This is a genomic window from Novosphingobium aromaticivorans DSM 12444 (assembly GCF_000013325.1).
Lineage (GTDB): Bacteria > Pseudomonadota > Alphaproteobacteria > Sphingomonadales > Sphingomonadaceae > Novosphingobium > Novosphingobium aromaticivorans.
The window spans coordinates 2,984,851-3,008,139 of the sequence record NC_007794.1 but is presented as its reverse complement, the minus strand read 5'-3'; the positions used below and the strand labels follow the sequence as shown (position 1 = coordinate 3,008,139).

The 23,289-nt window shown below is 65.3% G+C and carries 23 protein-coding genes; 14 read left to right on the top strand and 9 right to left on the bottom strand.

The features are described from left to right. Positions 1-6: 6 nt before the first annotated feature. The gene (locus SARO_RS14140; protein WP_011446427.1) at positions 7-687 is read right to left on the bottom strand and encodes a uroporphyrinogen-III synthase; all 681 of its coding nucleotides are present in this window, start codon (positions 685-687) and stop codon (positions 7-9) included. Continuing rightward, positions 684-1,622 (bottom strand): hydroxymethylbilane synthase, encoded by a 939-nt coding sequence (gene hemC / locus SARO_RS14135; protein WP_011446426.1) that lies wholly within the window; start codon positions 1,620-1,622, stop codon positions 684-686. The genes SARO_RS14140 and hemC overlap by 4 nt, the downstream gene beginning before the upstream one ends. Positions 1,623-1,667: 45 nt before the next feature. Here hemC and tsaD point away from each other — a divergent pair, with 45 nt between their 5' ends. Genes tsaD through SARO_RS14115 form a run of 4 tightly spaced genes read left to right on the top strand, consistent with a single transcriptional unit; the run spans position 1,668 to position 5,806 of the window. Beyond that, positions 1,668-2,720: a tRNA (adenosine(37)-N6)-threonylcarbamoyltransferase complex transferase subunit TsaD gene (tsaD, locus tag SARO_RS14130; protein ID WP_011446425.1), complete on the top strand. Its 1,053-nt coding sequence runs from the start codon at positions 1,668-1,670 to the stop codon at positions 2,718-2,720. Next, positions 2,717-3,712, top strand: a complete 996-nt coding sequence (locus SARO_RS14125) for an NAD(P)H-dependent glycerol-3-phosphate dehydrogenase (RefSeq protein WP_011446424.1) — start codon at positions 2,717-2,719, stop codon at positions 3,710-3,712. Before tsaD ends, SARO_RS14125 begins: the two co-directional genes overlap by 4 nt. Continuing rightward, complete coding sequence (locus SARO_RS14120) at positions 3,705-5,189, top strand: lipopolysaccharide biosynthesis protein (RefSeq protein ID WP_011446423.1); 1,485 nt, start codon at positions 3,705-3,707, stop codon at positions 5,187-5,189. The genes SARO_RS14125 and SARO_RS14120 overlap by 8 nt, the downstream gene beginning before the upstream one ends. A 35-nt stretch (positions 5,190-5,224) precedes the next feature. Continuing rightward, positions 5,225-5,806: a hypothetical protein gene (locus tag SARO_RS14115; RefSeq protein ID WP_011446422.1), complete on the top strand. Its 582-nt coding sequence runs from the start codon at positions 5,225-5,227 to the stop codon at positions 5,804-5,806. Here SARO_RS14115 and SARO_RS14110 read toward each other — a convergent pair whose 3' ends face one another. Together SARO_RS14110 and uvrB are read right to left on the bottom strand one after the other, a co-directional pair. After that, the gene (locus tag SARO_RS14110) at positions 5,807-6,277 is read right to left on the bottom strand and encodes a hypothetical protein (RefSeq protein ID WP_143005024.1); all 471 of its coding nucleotides are present in this window, start codon (positions 6,275-6,277) and stop codon (positions 5,807-5,809) included. Positions 6,278-6,375: 98 nt separating this feature from the next. Further along, entirely contained in the window at positions 6,376-8,565 is a 2,190-nt protein-coding gene (gene uvrB, locus SARO_RS14105) for an excinuclease ABC subunit UvrB (RefSeq protein WP_041551247.1), read from the bottom strand. A gap of 110 nt (positions 8,566-8,675) precedes the next feature. Here uvrB and SARO_RS14100 point away from each other — a divergent pair, with 110 nt between their 5' ends. Then, the gene (locus tag SARO_RS14100) at positions 8,676-9,224 is read left to right on the top strand and encodes a DUF3617 domain-containing protein (RefSeq protein WP_011446419.1); all 549 of its coding nucleotides are present in this window, start codon (positions 8,676-8,678) and stop codon (positions 9,222-9,224) included. Between the two features lie 94 nt (positions 9,225-9,318). After that, positions 9,319-10,128, top strand: a complete 810-nt coding sequence (locus tag SARO_RS14095) for an esterase/lipase family protein (protein ID WP_011446418.1) — start codon at positions 9,319-9,321, stop codon at positions 10,126-10,128. A gap of 3 nt (positions 10,129-10,131) precedes the next feature. Here SARO_RS14095 and SARO_RS14090 read toward each other — a convergent pair whose 3' ends face one another. Then, entirely contained in the window at positions 10,132-10,551 is a 420-nt protein-coding gene (locus SARO_RS14090; RefSeq protein WP_011446417.1) for a globin, read from the bottom strand. 61 nt (positions 10,552-10,612) lie between these two features. Continuing rightward, on the bottom strand, positions 10,613-12,676 hold the full coding sequence (locus tag SARO_RS14085; protein ID WP_011446416.1) for a molybdopterin oxidoreductase family protein: 2,064 nt from the start codon (positions 12,674-12,676) through the stop codon (positions 10,613-10,615). A 184-nt stretch (positions 12,677-12,860) separates the two neighbouring features. Here SARO_RS14085 and SARO_RS14080 point away from each other — a divergent pair, with 184 nt between their 5' ends. The 5 genes from SARO_RS14080 to SARO_RS14060 all read left to right on the top strand — a co-directional run bounded on the left by SARO_RS14080 (position 12,861) and on the right by SARO_RS14060 (position 17,806). Continuing rightward, entirely contained in the window at positions 12,861-14,294 is a 1,434-nt protein-coding gene (locus SARO_RS14080; protein WP_011446415.1) for a circularly permuted type 2 ATP-grasp protein, read from the top strand. Beyond that, on the top strand, positions 14,294-15,241 hold the full coding sequence (locus tag SARO_RS14075; protein ID WP_011446414.1) for an alpha-E domain-containing protein: 948 nt from the start codon (positions 14,294-14,296) through the stop codon (positions 15,239-15,241). Before SARO_RS14080 ends, SARO_RS14075 begins: the two co-directional genes overlap by 1 nt. Positions 15,242-15,249: 8 nt before the next feature. After that, a complete protein-coding gene (locus tag SARO_RS14070) occupies positions 15,250-16,062 on the top strand; it encodes a transglutaminase family protein (RefSeq protein WP_011446413.1) in 813 nt (270 codons plus the stop codon). An 82-nt stretch (positions 16,063-16,144) separates the two neighbouring features. Further along, a complete protein-coding gene (locus SARO_RS14065) occupies positions 16,145-16,909 on the top strand; it encodes a proteasome-type protease (RefSeq protein ID WP_011446412.1) in 765 nt (254 codons plus the stop codon). 276 nt (positions 16,910-17,185) lie between these two features. Next, positions 17,186-17,806, top strand: a complete 621-nt coding sequence (locus SARO_RS14060; RefSeq protein ID WP_011446411.1) for a response regulator transcription factor — start codon at positions 17,186-17,188, stop codon at positions 17,804-17,806. A gap of 14 nt (positions 17,807-17,820) precedes the next feature. Here the strand turns inward: SARO_RS14060 and SARO_RS14055 are convergent, their stop codons facing one another. Both SARO_RS14055 and SARO_RS14050 read right to left on the bottom strand, forming a co-directional pair. Continuing rightward, a complete protein-coding gene (locus SARO_RS14055; protein WP_011446410.1) occupies positions 17,821-18,483 on the bottom strand; it encodes an extensin family protein in 663 nt (220 codons plus the stop codon). A 238-nt stretch (positions 18,484-18,721) separates the two neighbouring features. Further along, positions 18,722-19,591: a LysR family transcriptional regulator gene (locus SARO_RS14050; RefSeq protein ID WP_041550419.1), complete on the bottom strand. Its 870-nt coding sequence runs from the start codon at positions 19,589-19,591 to the stop codon at positions 18,722-18,724. Positions 19,592-19,690: 99 nt separating this feature from the next. Here SARO_RS14050 and SARO_RS14045 point away from each other — a divergent pair, with 99 nt between their 5' ends. The 3 genes from SARO_RS14045 (at position 19,691) to SARO_RS14035 (ending at position 22,323) form a co-directional block, all read left to right on the top strand. Further along, on the top strand, positions 19,691-20,722 hold the full coding sequence (locus tag SARO_RS14045) for a zinc-dependent alcohol dehydrogenase family protein (RefSeq protein WP_011446408.1): 1,032 nt from the start codon (positions 19,691-19,693) through the stop codon (positions 20,720-20,722). A 40-nt stretch (positions 20,723-20,762) separates the two neighbouring features. Then, positions 20,763-21,746, top strand: coding sequence for an SDR family NAD(P)-dependent oxidoreductase (locus tag SARO_RS14040; RefSeq protein WP_011446407.1), 984 nt, complete (start codon positions 20,763-20,765; stop codon positions 21,744-21,746). Between the two features lie 94 nt (positions 21,747-21,840). Next, positions 21,841-22,323, top strand: coding sequence for a nuclear transport factor 2 family protein (locus tag SARO_RS14035; protein ID WP_011446406.1), 483 nt, complete (start codon positions 21,841-21,843; stop codon positions 22,321-22,323). Positions 22,324-22,397: 74 nt separating this feature from the next. Here SARO_RS14035 and SARO_RS14030 read toward each other — a convergent pair whose 3' ends face one another. Next, positions 22,398-23,288, bottom strand: coding sequence for a LysR family transcriptional regulator (locus SARO_RS14030; RefSeq protein ID WP_198136623.1), 891 nt, complete (start codon positions 23,286-23,288; stop codon positions 22,398-22,400). Between the last annotated feature and the right edge of the window lies 1 nt (position 23,289).

Genomic DNA, 23,289 nt, shown 5'->3' with positions numbered 1-23,289 from the left:
CCGAAGTCACATGGTCTGGCACATTCGCCGGCCTAGTTCCAGCAGATCGGAGTCCGTTCTTGAGTCAGCGATGCGCAGATCGCCCCAACCATCGCCCGCAAGTGCGGCGATGCGCGGGGCGAGGCACGCTAGATAGAGGCTTTCCCGAGTAATTCCAGTGCGTTCACACTGCTGACGGAAATGCTTCGCGGCTGCGCCGGAATGCAGCAGGACGACCGCTGGACGCGCCAGTACCGCCACCAGCTCGTCCGGAAGCGGGACGGGGCGGGCCGCATAGACGACCGCCGTCTCGATTCGCACGCCCGGCGGCGGGGCGAGCGTGACCCTGTCTTCGCCCGCGAGCCGCAGATAGGTGCCGGGGGCAAGCGTCTCCACCACCGGTTGCAGGCCGCCTTCGCCGGTTCGGACAACGGTGAAGCCTGCCGCGCGGGCGGCCGAGGCCGTCGCTTCGCCCACCGCGATGACGGGGAGATGCTTCAGTGCGTCGAGTTGCGGCCCGCCGTGCCGGAAGATGTTGGCGCTTCCCGCCAGGATCGCCTCGAACCGCCCTTCGGCAACGCTCCACCGTGTCGGCTCGATCCGGAAGAGCGGGTAGCCGATCGCATGAAGGCCCCGTTCGCGCGCGGCGGCAATGGTTGCGGCATTGCCGGGCTCGGGACGGATGACGATGAGCGGCAGGAGCTTCATCCGGCTCCGTGGAAATGCACGCGGATCGCGTCGGGCGCTTCGCCTAGGAGGCGATGGGCGAGATGGGCGGGGCCTGCATCGTCGCCCGCCGCGAAGGTCTCGTGCGCTTCGACGCGCTCGGCACCGTCCGGGCTGAACAACGCGGCGCGAAGCGTCAGCGAGCTTTCGTGATGCGTGGTCAGGACCGCGATCGGGCTGTGGCAATTGCCGCCGAGCGCGAGGAGCAGGGCGCGTTCGGCGCGGATCGCGTGATGGGTCGGCTTGTCGTCGATGGCGCCGAGCCATGCGCAGAGATCGGCTCTCGACGCGAGGCATTCGATTCCGATCGCGCCCTGGGCAGGCGCGGGGAGCCACTCGTACTCCGAAAGCGGATGGCCGACCCCGGTCTCGCCCAGGCGTCCGAGGCCGGCGGCGGCAAGCAGGGTCACGTCGGCCTCGCCCGCCTGGAGCTTTGCCAGACGGGTCGCGACATTGCCCCGGAACGAAACCACAGTGAGGTCGGGCCGGGCGTGGAGCATCTGCGCGGCGCGGCGCGGGGCGCTGGTGCCGACGCGCGCACCGGGCGGGATTGCGTGGATGGAGGCCGCGCCGATCAGCACGTCGCGCACGTCGGCGCGGGGAAGGACGGCGGCGATGGCGAAGTTTTCAGGACGGATCGTCTCGACGTCCTTCATCGAATGCACGGCAAAGTCGATCTCGCCCGAGACGAGCCAGGCGTCGAGCTCCTTGGTCCAGAGCGCCTTGCCGCCGATGTCGGCGAGCGGACGGTCCTGGATCTTGTCGCCGCTGGCCGTCACCGGGACAAGTTCCACCTGCGATTCGGCCCAGCCATGCGCCGCGCAGAGGCGGGCACGGGCTTCCTCGGCCTGTGCCATGGCAAGGGGAGAGCGGCGGGTGCCCAGCTTCAGGGGCCTTTGCGGAGCTTGGTTGTTCATGCGCCGCTTGCCGTAAACGGGATTATCTCTAGAGGAAAGCGCCACATGGCCCTGATCCTTGGCATAGAATCCAGCTGCGATGAAACCGCCGCCGCGGTGATCGACAGCAATGGCGCGTCGCTCGAAGCGCGCATCGTGGCGCAGCGCATCGCCTCGCAGGACGAAGCGCATCGACCCTATGGCGGCGTCGTTCCGGAAATCGCGGCGCGCGCGCACGCCGAAGTGCTCAGTCCGATGATCGCGGCGGTGCTGGCCGACGCGGGGATCGGGCTGGACGACCTCGATGCCATCGCCGCGACCGCGGGGCCGGGGTTGATCGGCGGCGTCATGGTCGGTCTCGTTACCGGAAAGGCGCTGGCCATGGCGGCGGACAAGCCGCTGATCGCGGTCAACCACCTGGAAGGCCACGCGCTTTCGCCGCGACTGGCCGAACCCTCGTTGCAATACCCCTACCTGTTGCTGCTGGTTTCGGGCGGACATTGCCAGATCCTGGAAGTTGCGGGGGTCGGGCAGTTCCGCCGCCTTGCCACCACCATCGACGATGCCTTGGGCGAAGCGTTCGACAAGACCGCGAAGATCCTCGGCCTCGGCTATCCAGGTGGGCCGGCGGTGGAACGGATGGCGCGAGAGGGCAACCCCAAGGCCGTGCCCCTGCCGCGCCCGCTGGTCGGCAGCGGGGAGCCGCACTTCTCGTTCGCGGGCCTGAAGAGCGCGGTCATGCGGGCGAAGGATGCCGGTGTTCACGGGGACGCCGACATCGCCGCTTCATTCCAGCAGGCGGCGATAGATTGCGTGATCGATCGCACCCGCATCGCGCTTGAGACTGCTTCTCCGGGCATGACGGCGCTGGTGGTGGCTGGAGGCGTCGCCGCCAATGCCGCCTTGCGTGGCGCGCTGGAAGGACTGGCGGAGAGCCACGGGCTTTCGCTGGTCGCGCCGCCGCCGAAACTGTGCACAGACAACGCTGCGATGATTGGTTGGGCTGGCGCGGAACGCCTTGCTCTGGGATATGTCGATCCACTTGACGTGGCGGCGCGTCCGCGCTGGCCGCTCGACGAGAACGCCGCGCCGGTGCGCGGAGCAGGGGTAAAGGCATGACCTTCGAGGTGGGCGTCGTCGGCGCGGGCGCATGGGGCACGGCGCTGGCGCAGATGCTATCCAGCGACGGGCGCGAGGTCCTGCTGTGGGCGCGCGAGAGCGAAGTGGTCCGCGAAATCAACGAGGACCGGCGCAATGGACCGTTCCTGCCTTCCGCCTGTCTCAATCCGACGATCACCGCCACCGCAGACCTTGCCGACATGGCGCGCATCCCGGTCCTGCTGCTGGTGACGCCGGCCCAGCATCTTGCGTCCGTTCTTGGCGGGATCGGGCGTGACGGTGGGGACGTGGTCCTGTGCTCAAAGGGGATCGAGGCCGGAACCGGGCGGTTGATGGCCGACGTCGCCCGCGACGCGGCACCGGACGCGAGCATCGCCGTGCTTTCCGGCCCGACCTTTGCGCATGAAGTGGCGGACGGGTTGCCGACGGCGGTTACCCTCGCCTGTGCCGGGGGAGAGGAACAGTGGCTGCGGCTTTCGACCGCCATCGCCCGCCCGACGTTCCGTCCCTATTATTCGGACGACGTGACCGGGGCCGAGATCGGCGGCGCGGTGAAGAACGTGCTGGCCATTGCCTGCGGCGTGGTCGAGGGACTGCGTCTCGGCCAGAACGCCCGGGCGGCGCTGATCAGCCGGGGTTTCGCCGAAATGCAGCGTTTCGGGCTTGCGCTGGGGGCGCGGCCGAAAACATTGTCGGGGCTCTCGGGTTTGGGAGACCTGGTGTTGACATGTTCTTCCACTTCGAGCCGCAATTTCTCGCTCGGCAAGGCGCTGGGCGAGGGAGCAAGCGCAACGGCCGTCATGGCCGACCGCGCGACGGTGGCCGAGGGGGCGTTCACCGCCCCGGTGCTTGCCGACCTTGCGCGCGGCCGCGGGATTTCCATGCCGATCGTCGAGGCCGTGGTCACGCTGCTCGAAGGCGCGGCACCGGCGCGCGAGGTGGTCGCGGGCCTGCTCTCGCGTCCGTTGACCGCGGAAAATCCGCTTGTCTGATCCCGTGCAGCGGACCGACCAGAAGGACATCGCCGCCCTTGCCAAGGGTGGGCGCACCAATTTTCTCGGCTTCCTGCTGCGCCTGATGGCGCGCATACCCTTCCTGTTCATCGCCAGCCGTCTTTACGGCGCTCCCGCAATGGGGCGCTTTGCCTCGGCGCTGGTCATGGTCGAGTTCGCCGGAATGCTGGCGACGCTGGGGCAGAAGCGTGGTCTTGCGCAGCGACTGGCCGAAGGGGACGAACATCCCGCAAATGTCGTGGGCGACGCAGTGCTGCTGGCGATGTCGCTGGCGCTGGGCATGGGCGCGCTGATCTACCTCTTCCCCGAATCGATGTATCCGAGCGGCAACTACACGCTGGCCGACAGGCTGCTGGTCCTTGCCATTCCGGGGCTGGCGCTGGGCGACCTTGCGCTGGCGGCGCTTGCCTACCGCTTCGACGTGGCGACGACCGTGCGTGCGCGTTCGGTGGTGGAGCCGTGGACGATCTCGATCGCGGCGGGCACGTTCTTCTTCGTCTGGCCCTCGTCGGGCCTCAGCCTCGCCTATCTCGCCTCGGTATGGGCGGCAACGGGCGTTGCGGTCTTCTCGCTGCTGCGTTCCTACGGCCTGCCCCGCGCGTGGAAGCCCCGTCCGGGCCCATTGTGGCAGATCGCCCGGCGCAACATCCCGCTTGCCGGGGCCGACGCGGTGGAGTGGGGCACGCGCAAGCTCGACGTGTTCATCTTGCGCTTCTTCGTGGGCGAGGCGGCTGTCGGCATCTACTACTTCGCGCAGCAGATCGCATCGCTGCCGCAGAAGCTGAAGACCAGCTTCGAGCCGGTTCTTGGCCCCGTCATCACGCGCAGCGTGAAGGACAAGGATTACGCCGCGATCGCCAAGCAGGTCTGCCAGGTCGGTTTCTGGATAGGCGCGGCGCAGATCGGCATCGCCATGGCGCTGGGCATACCCGGTGAAGGGCTCATGGGACTTGGCGGCCCGGACTTCGTTTCCGGTACGGCGGCGCTGGCCTTCCTGCTGATCGCGGAAGTCGTGGCTTCGAAGGCCGTGGTTAGCGAGGCGGCGCTGGTCTACCTCGCGCGGATGCGCAACCTGTGGATCAGCCTTGGGACGATTGCGTTTCAGGCGGTGCTGACGACCGTGTTGATCGTCGTCGCCAAGTCCGCCGGATGGGGCCCGATGTACGTTGCGGCGGCCGCATCCCTGGCGCTGGCCTTGTCGCTCGGGCTGTCTTCGGCGGTCAAGTCGCGCGTGCTTACGCGCGTGCTCGGCCACAGTATCAGCAACTGGCGTTGGGGCCTGGCATGGGCCATCGTTCCGGCGCTCGCGGTTGGCATCGCCAGCACGTGGCTGCCGGAATGGGCCGAACTTTCCTTCGGCATTCCGGCAATTCTGGGTATTTACTGCTACATGCTGTGGGTCAGGGCGTTCGGTCCCGAAGATCGCGTCCTGTTCCGCAAGCAACAGGCAGCCTGAGGGCTTTCGGCCCGGAATTGTTTGGGGGTGAATTGATGGTCGTGATGCTCGAGACGAACCAGATCGTGCTGGCGGCAGTCGTCCTGATCGTGGCGTTCGTTGCGTGGTGGTTGTGGGGCCGTTCGAAGCCGACGACGCGGAAGCGCGAATATACCGATGTCCTTTCGGAGGGCGCAGCTCCGGCGGAACGCAATACCGCCCTGATCGACGCGCCAAGCGCCGCCGCGCTGGTGACGCCTCCGCCGGGCGTGGGCACACTGGCGGGTGTTGGCGAAGTCGTGGCCCATGCCGCTGCCGAGGAACTGCTCGAGGCCGCCGCGCCGCCTGCCCAGCCTACGGCCGCTTCATCCGCAGCGCCGGCCACGGCTGCTCCCGCGAGCGGAGACGACCTTGGCCGGATCAAGGGCGTTGGGCCGAAGCTGAAGGCGCTTCTGGCTTCGCTTGGCGTCACCAGCTTTTCCCAGATCGCCGCATGGACGGATGAGGACATCGCACGGATCGATGCGCGGCTCGGCTCTTTCGCCGGCCGTGCCAAGCGCGACAGCTGGGTCGAACAGGCCGCGCTGCTCGCGGCGGGCGATACCGCCGCCTACGAAGCCCGTTTCGGGAAGCTCTGACTATTCCATCGCTTGCGCCGGGGCCACTGGCTCCGGCGCGTCTGTTGGCGCAGAGCGGCGGCATCGCGCGACGAGATCACGCACCGGCCCGCCGCCCGAAACCTTGATCATGCCCGCGCCGGGAAGCGTCCCGGTGTACGATCCGCCCAGCACCTTTGCCCGCGTATCGTCGGCAGCCATTGTGCCTTGCCAGATATAGCCGCGCTGACCCGGTACCGCCGTCGCATCGACGGGCAGCCGCATGATCCCCTCGCTTCCGACCAGTGCAAAAAGCGCCTGCGCGCCGATCGGGGCAGCGGCGTGCCGCGTTACGACCAGCACACCCTGGCGGCAGGCGACCGAGACCAGCGGCTGCTCTCCCGGATGGCCGAAACGCGCGGAAAGTCCGTCGACCGAGGAGGCCCAGCTTGCCGGTGCCGCGCTGTCGCGCACCCCGGGCAGGGCCTCACCTTCAGGCAAGGTCATCCGCACGGCATTCTCCGGCGCCCCCTCGCGCGGGGGCGGGGTCGGTGATTTCGAGCAGGCGGTGAGGGAGAGGGCGACGATTGATGCTGCCAGGATTGAACGCACTACTTCCCCCACTTCGTCTTCTGTGACTTCCCGTAGCGCGTCTTGCGCGTACCCGGCTTGCCTTCGTTGCTGCGTCCCACGATCGGCGCTTTCCGCTCGCCTTCAGGCAGGCCGAGTTCGGTGGCCTCGAGCCGCCTGATCTCGTCGCGCAGGCGGCCGGCTTCCTCGAATTCGAGGTCCGCTGCGGCCGCGCGCATGCGCTTTTCGAGGTCCTCGATATAGGCGCGCAGGTTGTGGCCGACGAGGTTGTTGCGCTCGTCGTCGCCGGTGTCGACGACCACGCCGTCGCGGCTGGCGGTATCCGCGACGATGTCGTGGATGTTGCGCTTGATCGTTTGCGGCGTGATGCCGTGTTCTTCGTTGTAGGCCTGCTGCTTTGCGCGGCGGCGGTCGGTTTCGGCGATGGCGCGTTCCATCGAGCCGGTCATGCGATCGGCATAGAGGATGACGCGGCCATCGACGTTGCGCGCGGCGCGGCCGATGGTCTGGATCAGCGAGGTCTCGGAGCGCAGGAAGCCCTCCTTGTCGGCATCGAGGATGCAGACGAGGCCGCACTCGGGAATGTCGAGACCTTCGCGCAGCAGGTTGATGCCGACGAGAACGTCATAGACGCCAAGCCGCAGGTCGCGGATCAGCTCGATGCGCTCCAGCGTCTCGACGTCGGAGTGCATGTAGCGTACGCGCAGGCCCGCTTCGTGCATGAACTCGGTCAGGTCTTCCGCCATGCGCTTGGTCAGGGTGGTGACGAGCGTGCGATAGCCCTTGGCGGCGGTCTCGCGGCACTCGTTGATGCAGTCCTGCACCTGGTCCTCGACCGGGCGGATCAGCACCGGCGGGTCGATCAGGCCGGTCGGGCGGATGACCTGTTCGGCAAAGACGCCGCCGGCCTGCTCCATTTCCCAGCCGCCCGGGGTGGCCGAGACCGCGACCGTCTGGGGGCGCATCGCGTCCCATTCGTTGAAGCGCAGCGGTCGGTTGTCGATGCAGCTCGGCAGGCGGAAGCCGTATTCGGCGAGCGTAAGCTTGCGGCGATGGTCGCCTCGCGCCATCGCGCCGATCTGCGGCACCGTCTGGTGGCTCTCGTCGACGAAGAGCAGGGCATTGTCCGGCAGGTATTCGAACAGCGTGGGGGGCGGTTCGCCGGGGAGGCGGCCGGTCAGGAAACGGCTGTAGTTCTCGATCCCGGCGCATGAACCGGTCGCGGCGATCATTTCCAGGTCGAAGTTGGTGCGCTGTTCCAGCCGTTGCGCTTCGAGCAGCTTTCCTTCCGCGACCAGTTCCTTGAGCCGCTCGGTCAGTTCGAAGCGGATCGCGTCTGCGGCCTGCTTCATCGTCGGGCCGGGCGTCACGTAGTGCGAATTGGCGTAGACGCGGATCGCGGTGAGCTTCGTGCCCGCCTTGCCGGTCAGCGGATCGAACTCGACGATCTGCTCGATCTCGTCGCCGAAGAACGAGATGCGCCAGGCAACGTCTTCGTAGTGCGAGGGGAAGATCTCGAGATTGTCGCCGCGTACGCGGAAGTTGCCGCGACTGAAGGCGGCATCGTTGCGCTTGTACTGCAGGGCCACCAGCTTGCGGATGATCTCGCCGCTGTCGACCGTGGTGCCGACCTTGAGGTCGAAGATCATGGCCGAGTAGGTTTCGACCGAGCCGATGCCATAGAGGCACGAGACCGAGGCGACGATGATCACGTCGTCGCGCTCCAGCAGGGCGCGGGTGGCCGAGTGGCGCATCCGGTCGATCGCCTCGTTCACCGAGCTTTCCTTCTCGATGTAGGTGTCCGACCGGGGCACGTAGGCCTCCGGCTGGTAGTAGTCGTAGTAGGAGACGAAATATTCGACCGCGTTTTCGGGGAAGAAGCTCTTCATCTCGCCATAGAGCTGGGCGGCGAGGATCTTGTTGGGGGCAAGGATCAGCGCGGGCCGCTGGGTCGCCTCGATGACCTGCGCCATCGTGAAGGTCTTGCCCGAACCGGTGACGCCAAGCAGGACCTGCGTCTTGTCATCCGCGCGGATGCCTTCGACGAGATCGGCGATGGCGGTCGGCTGGTCGCCCGCCGGCTGGTAGTCGGACACGATCCTGAAGCGCTTGCCGCCTTCCACCTTGTCCGGCCTTGCGGGGCGGTGGGGCACGAAGGTGCCGGAGGTGTCGGGCTCTTCGAGTCCCCTGCGGATAACGAGTTCGGCCATGCGCCGGATATGGGGAACAAACAGCGTCCGCGCAACCGAAGTGATCCACGCCATTTGAGGTTCTGCGCCATGGTGATAGCCTCGCGGGTGGAAGAACGAGGGAGATGTTCATGCGCGCTGCATTCGTGCTGGTCCTGCCGCTCATGCTTGCCGCTTGCGGCGATGACGGCTCGGTCGAGAAGAAGAACGCCAGTACTGCCGAAGTCGCGAAGTCGGTCGCCGACGCGGGCATGAAGCTCAAACCGGGGCGTTGGGAGCTGACCACGAAATTCGTCAGGTTCGACGTCGAGGGAATGCCGCCCGAAGCGAAGAAGGCCATGCAGCAGATGCTGGGCCAGGGGCACACCTTCGCCAGTTGCCTGACCAGGGAAGAGGCGGAAAAGCCGGACGGCTCGTTCTTCGGGCAGGAGAGCAACGATTGCCGTTATGACACCTTCACCATGGGCGGCGGAAAGATCGACGCGACCATGACCTGCAAGGGCAAGGGTGCCGAGACCGGGAACAACGCCACGATGAAGCTGGCGGGAACCTATAGCGCGGACACCTACGACATGACCATGGACATGACCGGCGCCGCTCCCAACGGCAAGTCCATGACCATGCAGATGGCGCTGGTTTCCCGGCGCGTCGGCGAATGCAAGGGCGACGAGCAGTCCTGAAGCTTTCCCGCCAAGGCCATGTTCTTGACGCGAATTTGAAACAAATGCCTTCGGACTGGCGTTCATCGACCATTAGGCCGATGGAGCGCAGCGTATGGCAATGGCGGCAGGACATTCTGGAACGGCAAACGGCATCGGGCAATTTAGTGCCCGCCTTGCCGCCGTGCGCGCCGAGATCGCGCGGCGCGGCGCCCTGGCGTTCCAGCCTCGTCCGGAAGGCGCGCGCGGGCCGGCGTGGCAGGCGTTCCTGGGCGAACTGCGCACTCCAGTGGAGCATTGGCAGGCGCGCCGCGCCCCGCGTCACGCTGCATTGCCGGAAGGGTCATCGAGGCCGGTCATGCTCCTGCCGGGCTTCGGCACGCATCCCGCGCGGATGAAACCGCTCGGCCGCGTGCTGGAAGACCTGGGCCACCGCGTGAGCGACTGGGGACTGGGCTTCAATTTCGGGCCGACGGAGGAGCGGTTCGAGCGCCTGTGCGAACGCGTCTCGGCCATGGCGCGCAAGGAAGGCGAGCCGCTGGTGCTGGTCGGGTGGAGCCTTGGCGGCGTCTTCGCGCGCGAGGTTGCGAGACGTCACCCGGAGGCTGTCCGGCTGGTCATTACCATGGGCACGCCGTTTTCCGGCGATCGCCGTGCCAACAACGCCTGGCGAGCCTACCAGCTGATCGCGGGCCATTCGGTGGATGAACCCCCGATCGGGCGCGAACTGTCGGAAAAGCCGCCGGTGACCACTGTCGCCATGTGGAGTCCGCGAGACGGCATCGTCGCACCGCGTTCGGCATGCGGGCGCAAGGGCGAACGTGACCTGGCGGTTGCGATGCGCTGCACGCACCTTGGCTTTGCCGCCCATCCCGACGTGGCCGCGACGGTGGCGCGGCTCATCGCGGAACTCGCCGGCGACTGAACCCTACCAGGCGCGCTCGATCATCGCGAACAGCCGATCCGCCTGCGCTTGCCAGGCGTGGGCGTGAACCGGCGACCATTCATCGCCCGCAAGGTCGGCAAGGGTGGCGATGAAGTGGTCGAGGACGTCGCGGTAGCGTTGCAGTTCGATACCCCCATATCCGTGATGGGTCAGCACCTGCATGCGCATGACCATTTCCACCCACGGCTCGTCGTTGGCGAGCGCGAGCAGCGTGGTCATGATCTCGTTCGTCATCGTCCCGTACGAAGTCGCCGGGTTGAAGAACTTGTCCTCTTCCTCTGGATGGGCGGAAAGGAACCGGGCGAAGAAAGGCGGCACGATATCGTGGTCGCGGCCCGCGATGATTTCGAGGGACTCCATCATCGCGTCGTGGTCGCCCACGGTCACAGCCATTGTCGCCATCGGCCTTCCTCTCCGTTGCCGGAGCGATGGCAGGTTGCGCGAAGGGCCGCCTTGACCGGCATCAACCCGCCAGGGCCACCTCGACCTCCACGCCCGAAAACGCGGCGTTGCCGGAAAGCGGATCCATCGCGGTTTCCAGCGTGATGTCGTTGACGCTGACGCCGGGCCGACCCAGGGCGTTCTCCATCGATACGCCCGGCAGGCCGTGGCCCCAGCCGTGCGGTATGGAAACGGTCCCCGGCATCATGTCGTCGGTCACCTCGGCGGCGAGCGCGATGCTGCCCGCGACGGAGCGCACCGTCACCGTCGCGCCATCGGCGATGCCGCGCGGGGTCGCGTCGTCCGGGTGGATCATCACCGTGCAGCGGTCCGGCCCCTTGATCAGGCGGCGGCTGTTGGCGAGCCAGGAGTTGTTCGTGCGCAAGTGCCGCCTTCCGATGAGGCGCAGTCCCCCTTGCGGGTCCTCCTGTCCGGGCAGGTCGAGCGCGCCGAGAGCTTCGACCAATTCCTCCACGTCGCAGGTGACGCGCTTGTCCGGCGTACGCAGGCGACCGGGCAACTGACCGGTCGGCGGAGGGCCGAGGTCGATACCCGATGGCGATGCTTCCACCTGTTCGAGCGTCAATCCGTAAGGCCCGGACCGCAGCAATCCGTCCAGCGCCTCGCGCGGGGTTGGCGCCTGTACGGGTTCGCCGCTGATCGCGTGGGCAAGGCCGCGCAGGATTTCCCAGTCGTGCAGCGATCCCTCTTCCTGCTCCAGCGTGGGCCGGGAATAGACTGCGATCGTCCGCGCGGCCATCGGCAGGAGGAACAGGCCGTAATGGTCGCGCTCGAGCGGTCCGGCCGGTGGCAGGATGTAGTGCGCGCGCCGACTGGTGGCATTGCGATAGATGTCGATCGAAACCAGCAGGTCGAGGCACTCGAGCGCCTTGTCGAGCCGCGCGCCGTTGGGTGTGGACAGCACCGGATTCCCGGCGACGACGAACAGCGCCCTGATCCGCCCTTCGCCGGGAGTTTCGATCTCTTCGGCCATCGCGGCAGCGGGCAACTCGCCAAGCACCGAGCGATGCCCGGAAACGCGCGATGCGAACTTGCCGATCGATCCGGGCGGAAGGACGTTGACCGTGTCGACGGCGGGAAGGCCGAACACCCAGCCTCCTTCGCGGTCGAGTTGCCCTGACGCGATGTTGACCAGCGAGATCAGCCAAGCGTTGAGCGTTCCGTGCGCTTGGGTCGCCACGCCCATTCGGCCATAGAGCGCGGCGGGACCCGCCAGGAACCTTTCGGCCAGAGCCTCGATCTCGGGCAAGGGAACCCCGCAGGACGCTGCGCAAGCCTCGGCGTCGAAACGTTGCAGCGCCTCGTCCACCCGGTCGAGACCGGTCACGAAGTCCTGCACAACGCGGGCGGGCGATCGCGCCCGCACGGCCTTGAGGAGTGCGATCAGGAAGTACACATCGCCCGCCGGCCGGATGAAGAGATGGCGGTCCGCAATTTTTGCGGTCTCCGTCCGACGCGGGTCGATCACGATCAGTTCGCCGCCGCGCGCCTTGAGGTCGCGAACGCGCGCGCGGAAATCCGGCACGGTCCAGAGCGAGCCGTTCGATGCCATGGGGTTGCCCCCGAGGATGACAAGCGTGCGCGTCCGGTCGATGTCGGGAATCGGGAACATGCTGGCATGGCCCCACAGCCGCAGGTTCGCCACCTGATGAGGCATCTGGTCGACCGTGCTGGCCGAGAACTTGTTTCGCGTCCGCAGGGCCTTGCCCAGAAAGTCCGCATTGAGCGCGTTCCCATAGCTGTGCGCGTTGGGATTGCCGATATAGACGGCGGCGCTGTCGGGGTCCTTCGCCAGGATTGCGCGTGTCCGCTCTCCGATTTCGGCGAAGGCCTGCTCGAAGCTGATCTCGTGCCAGGTGTCTCCCACCCGCTTGAGCGGGCGGCGCAGCCGGTCGGGATCCTCCTGAAGGTCTTGCAGGGCCGTGCCCTTGGGGCAGATGTGTCCGCGCGACAGCGGGTTGTCGGGATCGCCACGGATGGACAGAATCCGGCGCCCGTCCACTTCCACCAGAACGCCGCAATTGGCCTCGCAGATATGGCACGTGCGATGATGGACCTGTGGCATCGCAATTCTCCCGGTACATTTTAGTTGATCGATTAAATCTCGCATCGCGGGCCCCTCGAGGCAAGAGAAATCACGTGTCTCCGGGAGAGGTGAAGGTATCGCGAGTTTTATTTCGCACTTGCAGCATAAGCGCTTGGCAAAGGCGGACGGGTGTGCAAGCTTGGTTCCCAGACGGGATGTGCCTATGAAAACAACCTCGCCCTCGTCCTATGACGAGATGCTTAATGCCGACGGTTCCGTGCGGTCTGCCTATGCGGGATACTGCAAGTGGTATGACGAGCAGCCGCCCGATCTTCTGCGGCGAAAGGGCAGCGAGGCTGAAGCCTTCTTTCGCCGCACGGGAATTACCTTCAACGTCTATGGCAACGAGGATGCGGAAGAACGGCTGATCCCGTTCGACATGGTCCCCCGCATCATCACCGCACAGCAATGGCGCAAGCTGTCGCGCGGGATCGAACAGCGGGTGCGGGCGCTCAACGCCTTTCTCCACGATCTCTACCACCGCCAGGAAATCGTCCGCTCCGGCCGCCTGCCGGTGCGCCTGCTCAAGGGCAACGAAGCGTTCCTGCCTGAAATGGTCGGCTTCACGCCGCCCGGCGGGGTCTATACCCACATCGTCGGCATCGATCTCGTCCGCACCGGCGAGGACGATTTCATGGTGCTGGAAGACAATGCCCGCACGCCGTCCGGCGTCTCCTACATGCTGGAGAACCGCGAGACGATGATGGCGATGTTCCCGGAACTGTTCACCCGGGTCAGGGTGCGCGAGGTTTCCGACTATCCCCGCCGCCTCGCCCGCAGCCTCGCCGCTTGCGCGCCTCCCGCTTGCGACGGCAAGAAACCGGTCGTCGCGGTGCTGACGCCGGGCATCTACAATTCGGCCTACTTCGAACACGCGTTCCTTGCCGACCAGATGGGGGCGGAACTGGTCGAAGGCAGCGATCTGCGCGTCGAGAACGGCCGCATCGCCATGCGCACCACGCGCGGCTACCAGCCTATCGACGTGCTCTACCGGCGCGTGGACGACGAATACCTCGATCCGTTGTCGTTCAACCCCGGCTCGGTTCTGGGCGTGTCGGGCATCATGGACGTCTACCGCTCGGGCGGCATCACCATCGCCAACGCGCCCGGCACCGGCATTGCCGACGACAAGGCGATCTATTCCTTCATGCCCGAGATCGTCGAGTTCTACACCGGCGAGAAGCCGATCCTGCAGAACGTTCCGACCTGGCGCTGCGCGGAACCGGATGCGCTGGCCTATGTGCTGGACAACCTTGCCGAACTCGTCGTCAAGGAAGTTCATGGATCGGGTGGCTACGGCATGCTGATCGGGCCGACGTCCTCGCGCAAGGAACTCGCCGCGTTCGAGGCCAAGCTGCGCGCGCGGCCGGAAAACTACATCGCCCAGCCCACGCTTTCGCTTTCGACCGTGCCGATTCTGACAAAGGCTGGTCTCGCGCCGCGCCACGTCGATCTGCGCCCGTTCGTGCTGGTCAGCCCGAACGGCATCGACATCACGCCCGGCGGCCTTACGCGCGTGGCACTCAAGAAAGGGTCGCTGGTGGTCAATTCGTCGCAGGGCGGTGGCACCAAGGATAGCTGGGTACTGGACGACTGATGTTAGGCAGATCCGCAAACGGCATCTTCTGGCTGTTCCGTTATCTCGAGCGCGCCGAGAACTCGGCACGGGCGATCGAGGCCGGCTTCCGTCTGGCACTCACCCGCGATGCATCCGATGCTTCGGACGAATGGCGCTCGCTCATCGTCACGCTCGGCCTGCAGAACGCCTATGAGGCAAAGTACGGCCCCGGATTCACCGGGCCCCACGTATTCAACTTCATCCTGCGCGACCGCGAGAATCCCGGCAGTGTCCTGGCGATGATGGAAATGGCGCGAACCAACGCCCGCATGGTCCGCGCTGGCATCACGCGCGAGGTATGGGAATCGGTCAACGACGGCTGGATGAAGCTCAGGGAGGCCCTGGCCCGACCTGTCACCGAAACCCGGCTCGGCGACGTGCTCGACCTTGTCCGCCGCCAGTCGACGCAGGTGCGCGGTGCGATCGAAGGCACGATGCTGCGCAACGAGATCTACAACTTCGCCCGTCTCGGCAGCTTCATCGAACGCGCGGACAACACCGCGCGCATCCTCGACGTGAAATACTACGTGCTGCTGCCCTCGGTGTCCTACGTCGGGTCGAGCCTCGACAACGTGCAGTGGGAGAACGTGCTGCGCTCGCTCGCCGGAGAACGGGCCTATCGCTGGCTCAATGCGGGCCGCATGGACCCGCGCGGCATTGCCGAGTTCCTGATCCTCGACGAGCGTTTCCCGCGCAGCCTTGCCTTCTGCTACTCGAAGCTCCGATCGAACCTTGCCAGCCTGGCGCGTGAATATGGCGGTGAAATGCACAGCCACGAAATCCTGCGCGACGCCGACACCCAGCTTCACACCGCGACCATCGAGGCAATCTTCGATCAGGGCCTGCACGAATTCATCGGCAAGTTCATCGCCTGCAACACCGCGCTCGCGTTGCAGATCCAGCGGGACTACCGCTTTACCGAATAGGTTGCTCCATGCTTCTCGCCGTCGATCACACCACGCACTATGTCTTCTCGGGCCCCGTCAGCCACGGCCTTCAGCGCCTGAGGCTCGCGCCGAAGTCGACGGCCGGGCAGCGCGTCGTCGAATGGTCCATGCAGTTCGAAGGCGCGCGGCTCCAGGCCGAATACGACGACGCGAACAACAACCGCGTCTCGCTCATCTCCTTCGATCCCGGCGTGTCGCAAGTCACGATCCGCTGCGAAGGCCTGGTCGACACCAATGACGAGGCCGGCATCATCGGCAAGCACGCGGGCTTCATGCCGATGTGGCAGTTCCTGGAGCAGACCGACCTGACCCGCGCAGGAGCCCGCACGCGGGCGCTGCTGGCCGCGCTCCCCCACGAAGACAGCACCCTGGTGAAGCTTCACGCGCTCTCGGCGCTGGTTCGCGAGAGGGTCGAGTATGCGTCCGGCCATACCGACGTCGACACGACCGCCGAGGGTGCGCTTGCCGCCGGGCGTGGCGTTTGCCAAGACCATGCGCACATCTTCATCGGCGCGGCGCGCGCGCTTGGCATTCCCGCCCGTTATGCCTGCGGATACCTGATGATGGACGACCGGGTGGAGCAGGATGCGGGTCACGCCTGGGCGGAAGCCCATGTCGAAAGCCTCGGCTGGGTAGGCTTCGACGTTTCAAACGGCATCAGTCCCGACGCCCGATACATCCGCGTGGCGACTGGGCGCGACTATCGCGATGCAGCGCCCGTCACCGGCATCCGCTACGGCGCCATGGACGAGGCGATGCACGTCAGGCTTGCTGTCCAGCAACAGCGTGTGGAACAATAACCGGCGTTGGCCAATTTGCTCGATGGGATTCGGCGCGTTGCCCGTCCCGCTTGGGCCGGAAGCAGGTAATCGGGACAGGACAATGACGTATTGCGTGGGAATGGTGCTCGACAAGGGCCTTGTCCTGATGAGCGACACCCGCACCAATTCGGGCGTGGACAACATTTCGGTCTTCCGGAAGATGTTCCACTGGTCGGTCCCCGGCGAACGGCAGGTGGTGCTCATGACCGCGGGCAATCTGGCCACCACGCAGGCCGTGATCTCCCAGCTCGAAGAACGCAACAAGACTCCGCACGAGAGGCGCCCCTCGATCCTCGAAGCGCCGACGATGTTCCAGATCGCGACCCAGGTCGGGCGCCTGCTGCGCGACGTGATCGAGGGGCGGCAGGACGGCGGGATGCAAGGCGAGGGACCGCGCTTCACGGCGTCGATGATCGTCGCGGGGCAGATCAAGGACATGGAACCGCGCCTGTTCATGATCTATCCCGAAGGCAACTTCATCGAGGCGAGCTTCGACACGCCATTCTTCCAGATCGGCGAAACCAAATACGGCCGTCCCATCCTTCTGCGCGGCTACGACCCGAAGATGAGCTTCGAGGATGCGGTGAAACTGCTCATGGTGTCGTTCGACTCCACGCTCGCGGCCAATCTTTCGGTGGGGCTGCCGCTGGATCTCATGGTGATCGAACGCGATCGTTTCGAACCGCTGCACCAGCGCCGGATCCTTGCCTCCGATCCCTATTTCAAGTCGATCTCGTCAAGCTGGAGCGAAGCGCTGCGTCAGGCCTTCCATTCCCTGCCGGATTACTCCTTCGTCCAGCATGGTGAACAACCCGAAGGCTTGTGATCAGGCGAGGGGCGAATCTGTCGATCGGCGACATGCTTGAATGGTTAATGCCACCTTGCCGGAATCGGTGGAGGTGATGGGCAAGGGGCCTTGGAATCGGGGCATCACCTGCAATCGGTTGAATCCCTTGTCTCCAAAGTTGGTAAATTGATCCATTCCCGAAGCGTTGCGCCTAAGGAAAAACGTGTACGTAGCCCTTCTGAGGTGTGACTTTCGGTTCATTACGAAACTAACGCCTGTGGCAATGTTGCCGGTTGCGGTGATGTAGTCCGGTTCATGGTTGATCGCGTAACACTTCACATCCTCGATGGTGACACTGCCCGCCGGGCACAGCTCGCCCGCCTTGCATTCGCGGCGGGTCACCACGCCGAAATCTACGCAAATGCGGAGGAGCTTCTGGCGCATGCGCCGTCTGCTGGCCTCGTCATCGCGCATGACGAACCGGTGGGTGAAGGCATCGCCGCGCTGATCTCGGAAATGATGCGTGCCGGGCACTGGCTTCCGGTCATCGCCGTTGCCGATGCCCCTGAAACGGCGGCGGTCGTCCGGGGGATCAAGGCAGGCGCTCTGGATTACCTCGCGATGCCCACGCAGATCGCGCCCCTGAACGAAGCCGTGGCCCGTGCCGCCAAGGAAGCCGACGCCTTCCGGGTCCAGCGCGCCCGTGCCGCCGAAGCGCGCCAGCGCATTGCACGCCTGTCCCTGCGGGAACGCGAAGTGCTTGATCGCCTGGCCGAAGGCTGCAGCAACAAGGCCATCGCCCGCGACCTGGATATCAGCCCGCGCACGGTCGAAATCCACCGGATGAAGATGATGGGCAAGCTGGGCGCGCGCCATGCGGCCGAAGCGGTCCGCCTGCGCATCGAAGCGGCCGGGCTCGACGACCTCGCCGCCTGACAAGCCGTCCCGCCTCAGCGGCAGAACGGCCTGAGGCCTCCGGGTTCGAGGTGAAGGTGATCTCGGTGCGCCTCGTTGTAATCGGGCGTCAACACAGTGCCGAACCGCTTGCAGGCACTGTCGCGCACCGTGCGCAGGAATGCGCGGACCTGCGGCGAGGGTGAATTCCAGTCGGAAACCACGCTTATACGCCGGCCGTCCGCCAGCCGGAACGCGGCAATGTCGACTGCATTGGCGGTTGCGTGGGCTGAAAGGCGCGAAGTCCCCGCCACGTTCCGACAGGAATAACTGCCCATCGTTTCGATCCGGACCAGCGCGCTGCCGAGTATCTGTCGCGCCGCCCTGTCCACACCGAACCGCGCCCAGCCTTGCAAGGCGGTGGCCACCGGACACGAGACCGGGCCGAGATTGGCGACCTCGAGCCGTCCTTCGTCGCCCTGCAACCATCCCAGCCTGACAGTGCCCAGCGTCGAGCACCCCGCTCCGTAATACTGATCGGCCAGCGGCGTGAAGCTGGCCTGCGTCGCCCCCAGGCCGGCAAGGCACGCCCGGGCTTGCGGCGATTGCGAGACAGTCGCGCCGGTGCGCCGCGCGGCATCCCTTCGCGGCGTGTCGGGCGAGCCGATGCAACCGGCAAGAAGAGCCGTAAGCGTCACGACGAGGATCGCGCGGACCATCATCCCCCCACTGTTGCACTTCATGGTTATCAATAGGTTAGCACGCTCGGCGGGCCTGTGGCCAGTGTGCGGAACAATTCCCGGCCAATTTCCGCCAGCAGCCGCAGTTTCAATCCGCCTTCATATGAAGTGAGCTTTTCCCGATTGAACGGGTTGTCGCAGGCATCATCGAGCTTTCCGAAAAACGGGGAGACGTGACCTAGGCATGGTTGGCTTGGCAGTGCAGCCCAACACGAATTCAGCAGGACGGAATACGCTCCACGAGCAAGTCGATGAACGCACGTAGCCTGGGCAATCGGACCAAGTCCTTGTGGAAACCGATCCAGGTATCGCGGGTTGGCGGTTCCGCATCCAGCTCAAGTCTCCCGATTTGCGCGGTTGCATCGCCCAGCGGCAAAGGAAGAACAGCGACGCCAGCGCCAAGTGCACAGAGTTGGGCCTGGATATCGCGACTATTGCTCCGCGCCGATATGCGCGCGTTCGGAAAAGTCTGCATCAGCCAAGCGACATCGGGCATTTCGCCAAATGCGGTGTCCATCACGATCAATGGGCAACCTTCGCCGTCGCCCGCAACCGGACGCCCCGTTCCCGGTTTCGCGTAGACGCCATAGCGAATGGTCGTCAGCCTCCGCGCGACCACTTCCGGTTCGTCGAAGCCGGCGATGCGGATGACCAGATCGGCCTCGCGCCGCACCAGGCTGTATACACGGGCATCGGTGAGTACCTCGACAACGACTGCGGGATGCAGCCGGGTAAACTCCGCGACAACCGGCGCCAGCATGATGCGACCGAACCAGTCCGAGCAGCTCACCCGTATCAGGCCTTCGAGAGAACCGTCCCGACCGGTCAACTCCCGCTCCAGTGCCAGCGCCTCGCCTTCCATGACCTCAGCATGGCGCAGCATGACCTGGCCCTCGTCGGTCAAGGTCAGGCCGGAAGAAGAGCGCTGAAAGAGCATTGCTCCCACGGTGGCCTCGAGCGCTCGCAATCGCCGCCCCATCGTTGGCTGGGATTGCCCAAGTCGGCGCCCAGCGCGCCCCAGCGATCCTTCGCGCGCGATCGCGAGGAAAATACGCAGGTCACTCCATTCGAGAGGTGCGGCAGCCACTTGTGGTCCATTCAAAAATGAATGGGGATCGTGCACTTTTCATGACTGCCAGTCAAAGCGGAATGCGCTCATCTTCTGGTCATCAGCAGGAGATGGACCATGACCACGCCAACCATGATCGCAGCCGTTGTTGAGGAAGCCAACGGGCCCTTCGTTCTTCGCAAGCTTGCGCGTCCGCAGCCGGCCCCTGGCCAGGTACTTGTACAGATTGAGGCAAGCGGCACCAATCCGCTTGATGCCAAGATCCGGGCTGGCGAGGCACCGCATGCCCAGCAGCCTCTACCCGCAATCCTCGGAATGGACCTTGCAGGAACCGTCGTCGCGGTCGGGCCGGAGGTGGATAGTTTCCGCGTCGGCGACGCTGTCTTCGGACTGACGGGTGGGGTCGGCGGACTGCAAGGCACACACGCGCAGTTCGCGGCGGTGGATGCGCGCTTGCTGGCATCCAAACCGGCTGCCCTGACCATGCGACAGGCGTCTGTTCTGCCGTTGGTCTTCATCACCGCGTGGGAAGGTCTGGTGGATCGCGCGCAGGTGCAGGATGGACAGACGGTTCTGATCCAGGGCGGCGGCGGCGGTGTCGGCCATGTTGCCATACAGATCGCGCTTGCGCGGGGAGCCCGGGTGTTCGCAACCGCGCGGGGCAGCGATCTCGAGTATGTCCGAGACCTTGGCGCCACCCCGATCGACGCCTCGAGAGAGCCCGAGGATTACGCCGCCGAGCACACCGCAGGGCAGGGTTTCGACCTTGTCTACGATACGCTCGGTGGCCCGGTACTCGACGCCTCGTTCAGTGCCGTGAAGCGGTTTGGGCACGTGGTAAGCTGTCTCGGCTGGGGCACGCACAAGCTCGCCCCGCTCTCCTTCAAGCAGGCGACGTATTCGGGCGTGTTCACGCTGCACACCCTGTTGGCAAACGAGGGTCTGGCCCACTTCGGCGAGATGCTGAGAGAGGCTGACGCGCTCGTTCAGACGGGCAAACTCGCCCCTCGTCTCGATCCACGGACCTTCTCCATCGCGGAAATCGGTTCTGCCTATGACGCGGTCCTCGGTCGCAACGACGTGCCACGGCAGCGAGGAAAGATCGCGATCACGGTCGAACCGCAATTCAACCTTCACGAGCAGCGCTGACGTCCGCGCACGTTCTCAGCAAAGAACATCAGGAGCAGTTATGACCAAGACTTTCGGACGCCAGTCCACGACCGACGATGTGCTTGCAGGTCTCGATCTGACAGGAAAGACAATCCTTGTGACCGGCGTGTCAGCGGGACTTGGCGTTGAAACCACTCGCGCCCTCGTAAGCCGTGGCGCAAAGGTGGTCGGCACGGCGAGAGACCTTGCCAAGGCCCGCAAGGCTCTGGTCCATGCAGGGGTGGACAGGGCTTCGATAGAATTGGTCGAGCTCGATCTGGCTGACCTCGCCTCTGTGCGTCGCGCTTCCGACAAGCTCCGCCTTGAAGGTCAGCCGTTCGATCTCGTGATCGCAAATGCCGGAGTCATGGCCCCGCCGTTCGGTCTCACTGCCGACGGTTTCGAGACTCAGTTCGGGACCAACCATCTCGGGCACTTTGCATTCGTGAACCGGATCGCAGGGCTCATGCGCCCCGGCTCTCGGCTGGTGCTGCTCGCGTCTTCCGGGCACCGCTTTGCAAATGTCGATCTGGCGGATCCGAATTTCGAATCCAGTGCCTACGATCCCTTCGTCGCTTACGGCCGCTCCAAGACTGCCAACATCCTTTTCGCGGTCGAATTCGACAGGCGCTATCGATCGCTCGGTTTGCGCGCCACCGCCGTCCACCCCGGCGGCATCCGGACCGAGCTCGACCGCCACATGGGCGACGGCCAGCTCCAGTCGCTGGTCGACCAGATCAATGCCGACATGGCGAAGGAAGGCAAGCCGCCCTTGGAGTGGAAATCTCCCCCGCAAGGCGCCGCAACGACTCTTTGGGCAGGCCTTGTGGCAGACGCTGACGACGTTGGCGGACGCTATTGCGAGGATTGCCAGGTCTCACCGGTTGTCCGCGACGAAAGCATCGGCTTCGCCAGCCCCGGTGTGCGGCCCTATGCGCTCGATGCGGAAATGGCGAAGGCCTTGTGGGCGAAAAGCGAAGAATGGGTCTCGGAGACTTTCGATCTCAGGTCTGCTGCCGATTGAGCCGGCTCGCTCGCGCTGCCTCAGCCGGGCTTGCCCAAGTTCAAGGTAGCGCGGGTCAACAATCCCCTCGAAGAATTTCCTGAAGGATGACGTCATGACGATGGCAGATGAGACAATCATTCTGAACGTACTTGGCCAATACACCCGCGCGCATGATCGGCGCGATCCCGATGCGATGGCGGCGCTGTTTGCGCCAGAGGCCACAATCGAGATCGTCGACGCCGTCGGCGGCGCGAGCCGGTCGATCAGCAGGCTTGAAGGGCGTGATGCCATTCGCGTTGCGGTTCGCCAGATGATGGCACCTCATGGGTACAGGGCTTGGAGTCAAAACGTCGTCAACGCCCCGATCATCGTCATCGAGGGCGACCATGCGGTCCTCGATGCGCAGTTCATGGTGTTCTCGATCCTTGCAGCCGAAGTTCCGGATGGCGGCTGGCCGACCGGGACGTTCGGAGCGCAAGGCCGCATCGTGCCGATCGAGGCAGGGCAGTACCGCCTGACGTTACGGACGGTGGCTGACGGCTGGGTTATTTCGGCAATGCGGATCGAGCATCGTTTGCCCATGGCCTTCGGCTGATCCCCCACAGGCCAAACTGCTTCTCCCCACATCCCGCAGAAGCGGTAGCCAGCAGGCCAGACGCATCTTGCGGTTTACCCTGTCAGGTCGTCGCCGGTGCGCAGCCTGCTCGATCGCAGCTTGGCCACGGCAAGATCGATGAAGGCGCGGACCTTGGCTGGAGCGTGAAGCCCTTCGGGGTGGATGACGTGGATCGGAAAAGGCGGTGGCTCGTGGCTTTCCAGGACGACCTGAAGCCGCCCATCGGCAATCGCCGCACCCACCTGATAGTCCAGCACCCGCGCCAATCCCCAGCCCGCCAGCGATGCATTGATTGCCGCGTCGTTGGTGTTGCAGAGCAGAGCCGGTTCGACCCGCACTTTGACATCATTCGCAAACTGCCATTCGGGCGAGGCCCATGCTGCTGTCGACGCCGCAATGCGAAAGCGGCCAAGATCTGCCGGATTTTCCGGCACACCATGCTCGCGCAGATAATCCGGCGCGCCGACCACCACCAGGCGGGAAGAGCCGACGCGGGTTGCGATCATCGACGAGTCCGTGAGATGTCCAATGCGGACTGCCAGGTCCACGCCTTCCTCGATCAGATTGACCGGCCGGTCCACGAACAGCGTACGGCCGATGACCTGCGGATAGCGGTCGAGGTATTCGGTGAGGATCGGCAGAACGTACATGCGACCGAACATGGCCGGCGCGGTGACCGTGAGCGTCCCCGATGGCGTCGCATAGGACCCGGCCGCCATTGCTTCGGCCTCGGCGATCTCGGCCAGAATGCGCTGGCAATCGGCATAGTAGCGAGCGCCGGCTTCCGTAACCTTGACGAGGCGGGTGGAGCGTACCAGCAGGCGAGTGCCGATATGCTCCTCGAGCGCGGCAACGGCACGCGTCACTGCGGGCGCGCTCATGTGAAGGCGCCGCGCAGCTTCGGCAAAGCTTGAATGCCGCGCCACTTCGGCAAAGATTCGCATG

What these genes read in the sequence shown, in the direction of transcription:
- SARO_RS14140 (WP_011446427.1), bottom strand. Translation starts at nt 687, where the DNA reads ATGAAGCTCCTGCCGCTCATCGTCATCCGTCCCGAGCCCGGCAATGCC.
- hemC (WP_011446426.1), bottom strand. Translation starts at nt 1,622, where the DNA reads ATGAACAACCAAGCTCCGCAAAGGCCCCTGAAGCTGGGCACCCGCCGC.
- tsaD (WP_011446425.1), top strand. Translation starts at nt 1,668, where the DNA reads ATGGCCCTGATCCTTGGCATAGAATCCAGCTGCGATGAAACCGCCGCC.
- SARO_RS14125 (WP_011446424.1), top strand. Translation starts at nt 2,717, where the DNA reads ATGACCTTCGAGGTGGGCGTCGTCGGCGCGGGCGCATGGGGCACGGCG.
- SARO_RS14115 (WP_011446422.1), top strand. Translation starts at nt 5,225, where the DNA reads ATGGTCGTGATGCTCGAGACGAACCAGATCGTGCTGGCGGCAGTCGTC.
- uvrB (WP_041551247.1), bottom strand. Translation starts at nt 8,565, where the DNA reads ATGGCCGAACTCGTTATCCGCAGGGGACTCGAAGAGCCCGACACCTCC.
- SARO_RS14100 (WP_011446419.1), top strand. Translation starts at nt 8,676, where the DNA reads ATGCGCGCTGCATTCGTGCTGGTCCTGCCGCTCATGCTTGCCGCTTGC.
- SARO_RS14095 (WP_011446418.1), top strand. Translation starts at nt 9,319, where the DNA reads ATGGCAATGGCGGCAGGACATTCTGGAACGGCAAACGGCATCGGGCAA.
- SARO_RS14090 (WP_011446417.1), bottom strand. Translation starts at nt 10,551, where the DNA reads ATGGCGACAATGGCTGTGACCGTGGGCGACCACGACGCGATGATGGAG.
- SARO_RS14085 (WP_011446416.1), bottom strand. Translation starts at nt 12,676, where the DNA reads ATGCCACAGGTCCATCATCGCACGTGCCATATCTGCGAGGCCAATTGC.
- SARO_RS14080 (WP_011446415.1), top strand. Translation starts at nt 12,861, where the DNA reads ATGAAAACAACCTCGCCCTCGTCCTATGACGAGATGCTTAATGCCGAC.
- SARO_RS14075 (WP_011446414.1), top strand. Translation starts at nt 14,294, where the DNA reads ATGTTAGGCAGATCCGCAAACGGCATCTTCTGGCTGTTCCGTTATCTC.
- SARO_RS14070 (WP_011446413.1), top strand. Translation starts at nt 15,250, where the DNA reads ATGCTTCTCGCCGTCGATCACACCACGCACTATGTCTTCTCGGGCCCC.
- SARO_RS14065 (WP_011446412.1), top strand. Translation starts at nt 16,145, where the DNA reads ATGACGTATTGCGTGGGAATGGTGCTCGACAAGGGCCTTGTCCTGATG.
- SARO_RS14060 (WP_011446411.1), top strand. Translation starts at nt 17,186, where the DNA reads ATGGTTGATCGCGTAACACTTCACATCCTCGATGGTGACACTGCCCGC.
- SARO_RS14055 (WP_011446410.1), bottom strand. Translation starts at nt 18,483, where the DNA reads ATGGTCCGCGCGATCCTCGTCGTGACGCTTACGGCTCTTCTTGCCGGT.
- SARO_RS14045 (WP_011446408.1), top strand. Translation starts at nt 19,691, where the DNA reads ATGACCACGCCAACCATGATCGCAGCCGTTGTTGAGGAAGCCAACGGG.
- SARO_RS14040 (WP_011446407.1), top strand. Translation starts at nt 20,763, where the DNA reads ATGACCAAGACTTTCGGACGCCAGTCCACGACCGACGATGTGCTTGCA.
- SARO_RS14035 (WP_011446406.1), top strand. Translation starts at nt 21,841, where the DNA reads ATGACGATGGCAGATGAGACAATCATTCTGAACGTACTTGGCCAATAC.
- SARO_RS14030 (WP_198136623.1), bottom strand. Translation starts at nt 23,288, where the DNA reads ATGCGAATCTTTGCCGAAGTGGCGCGGCATTCAAGCTTTGCCGAAGCT.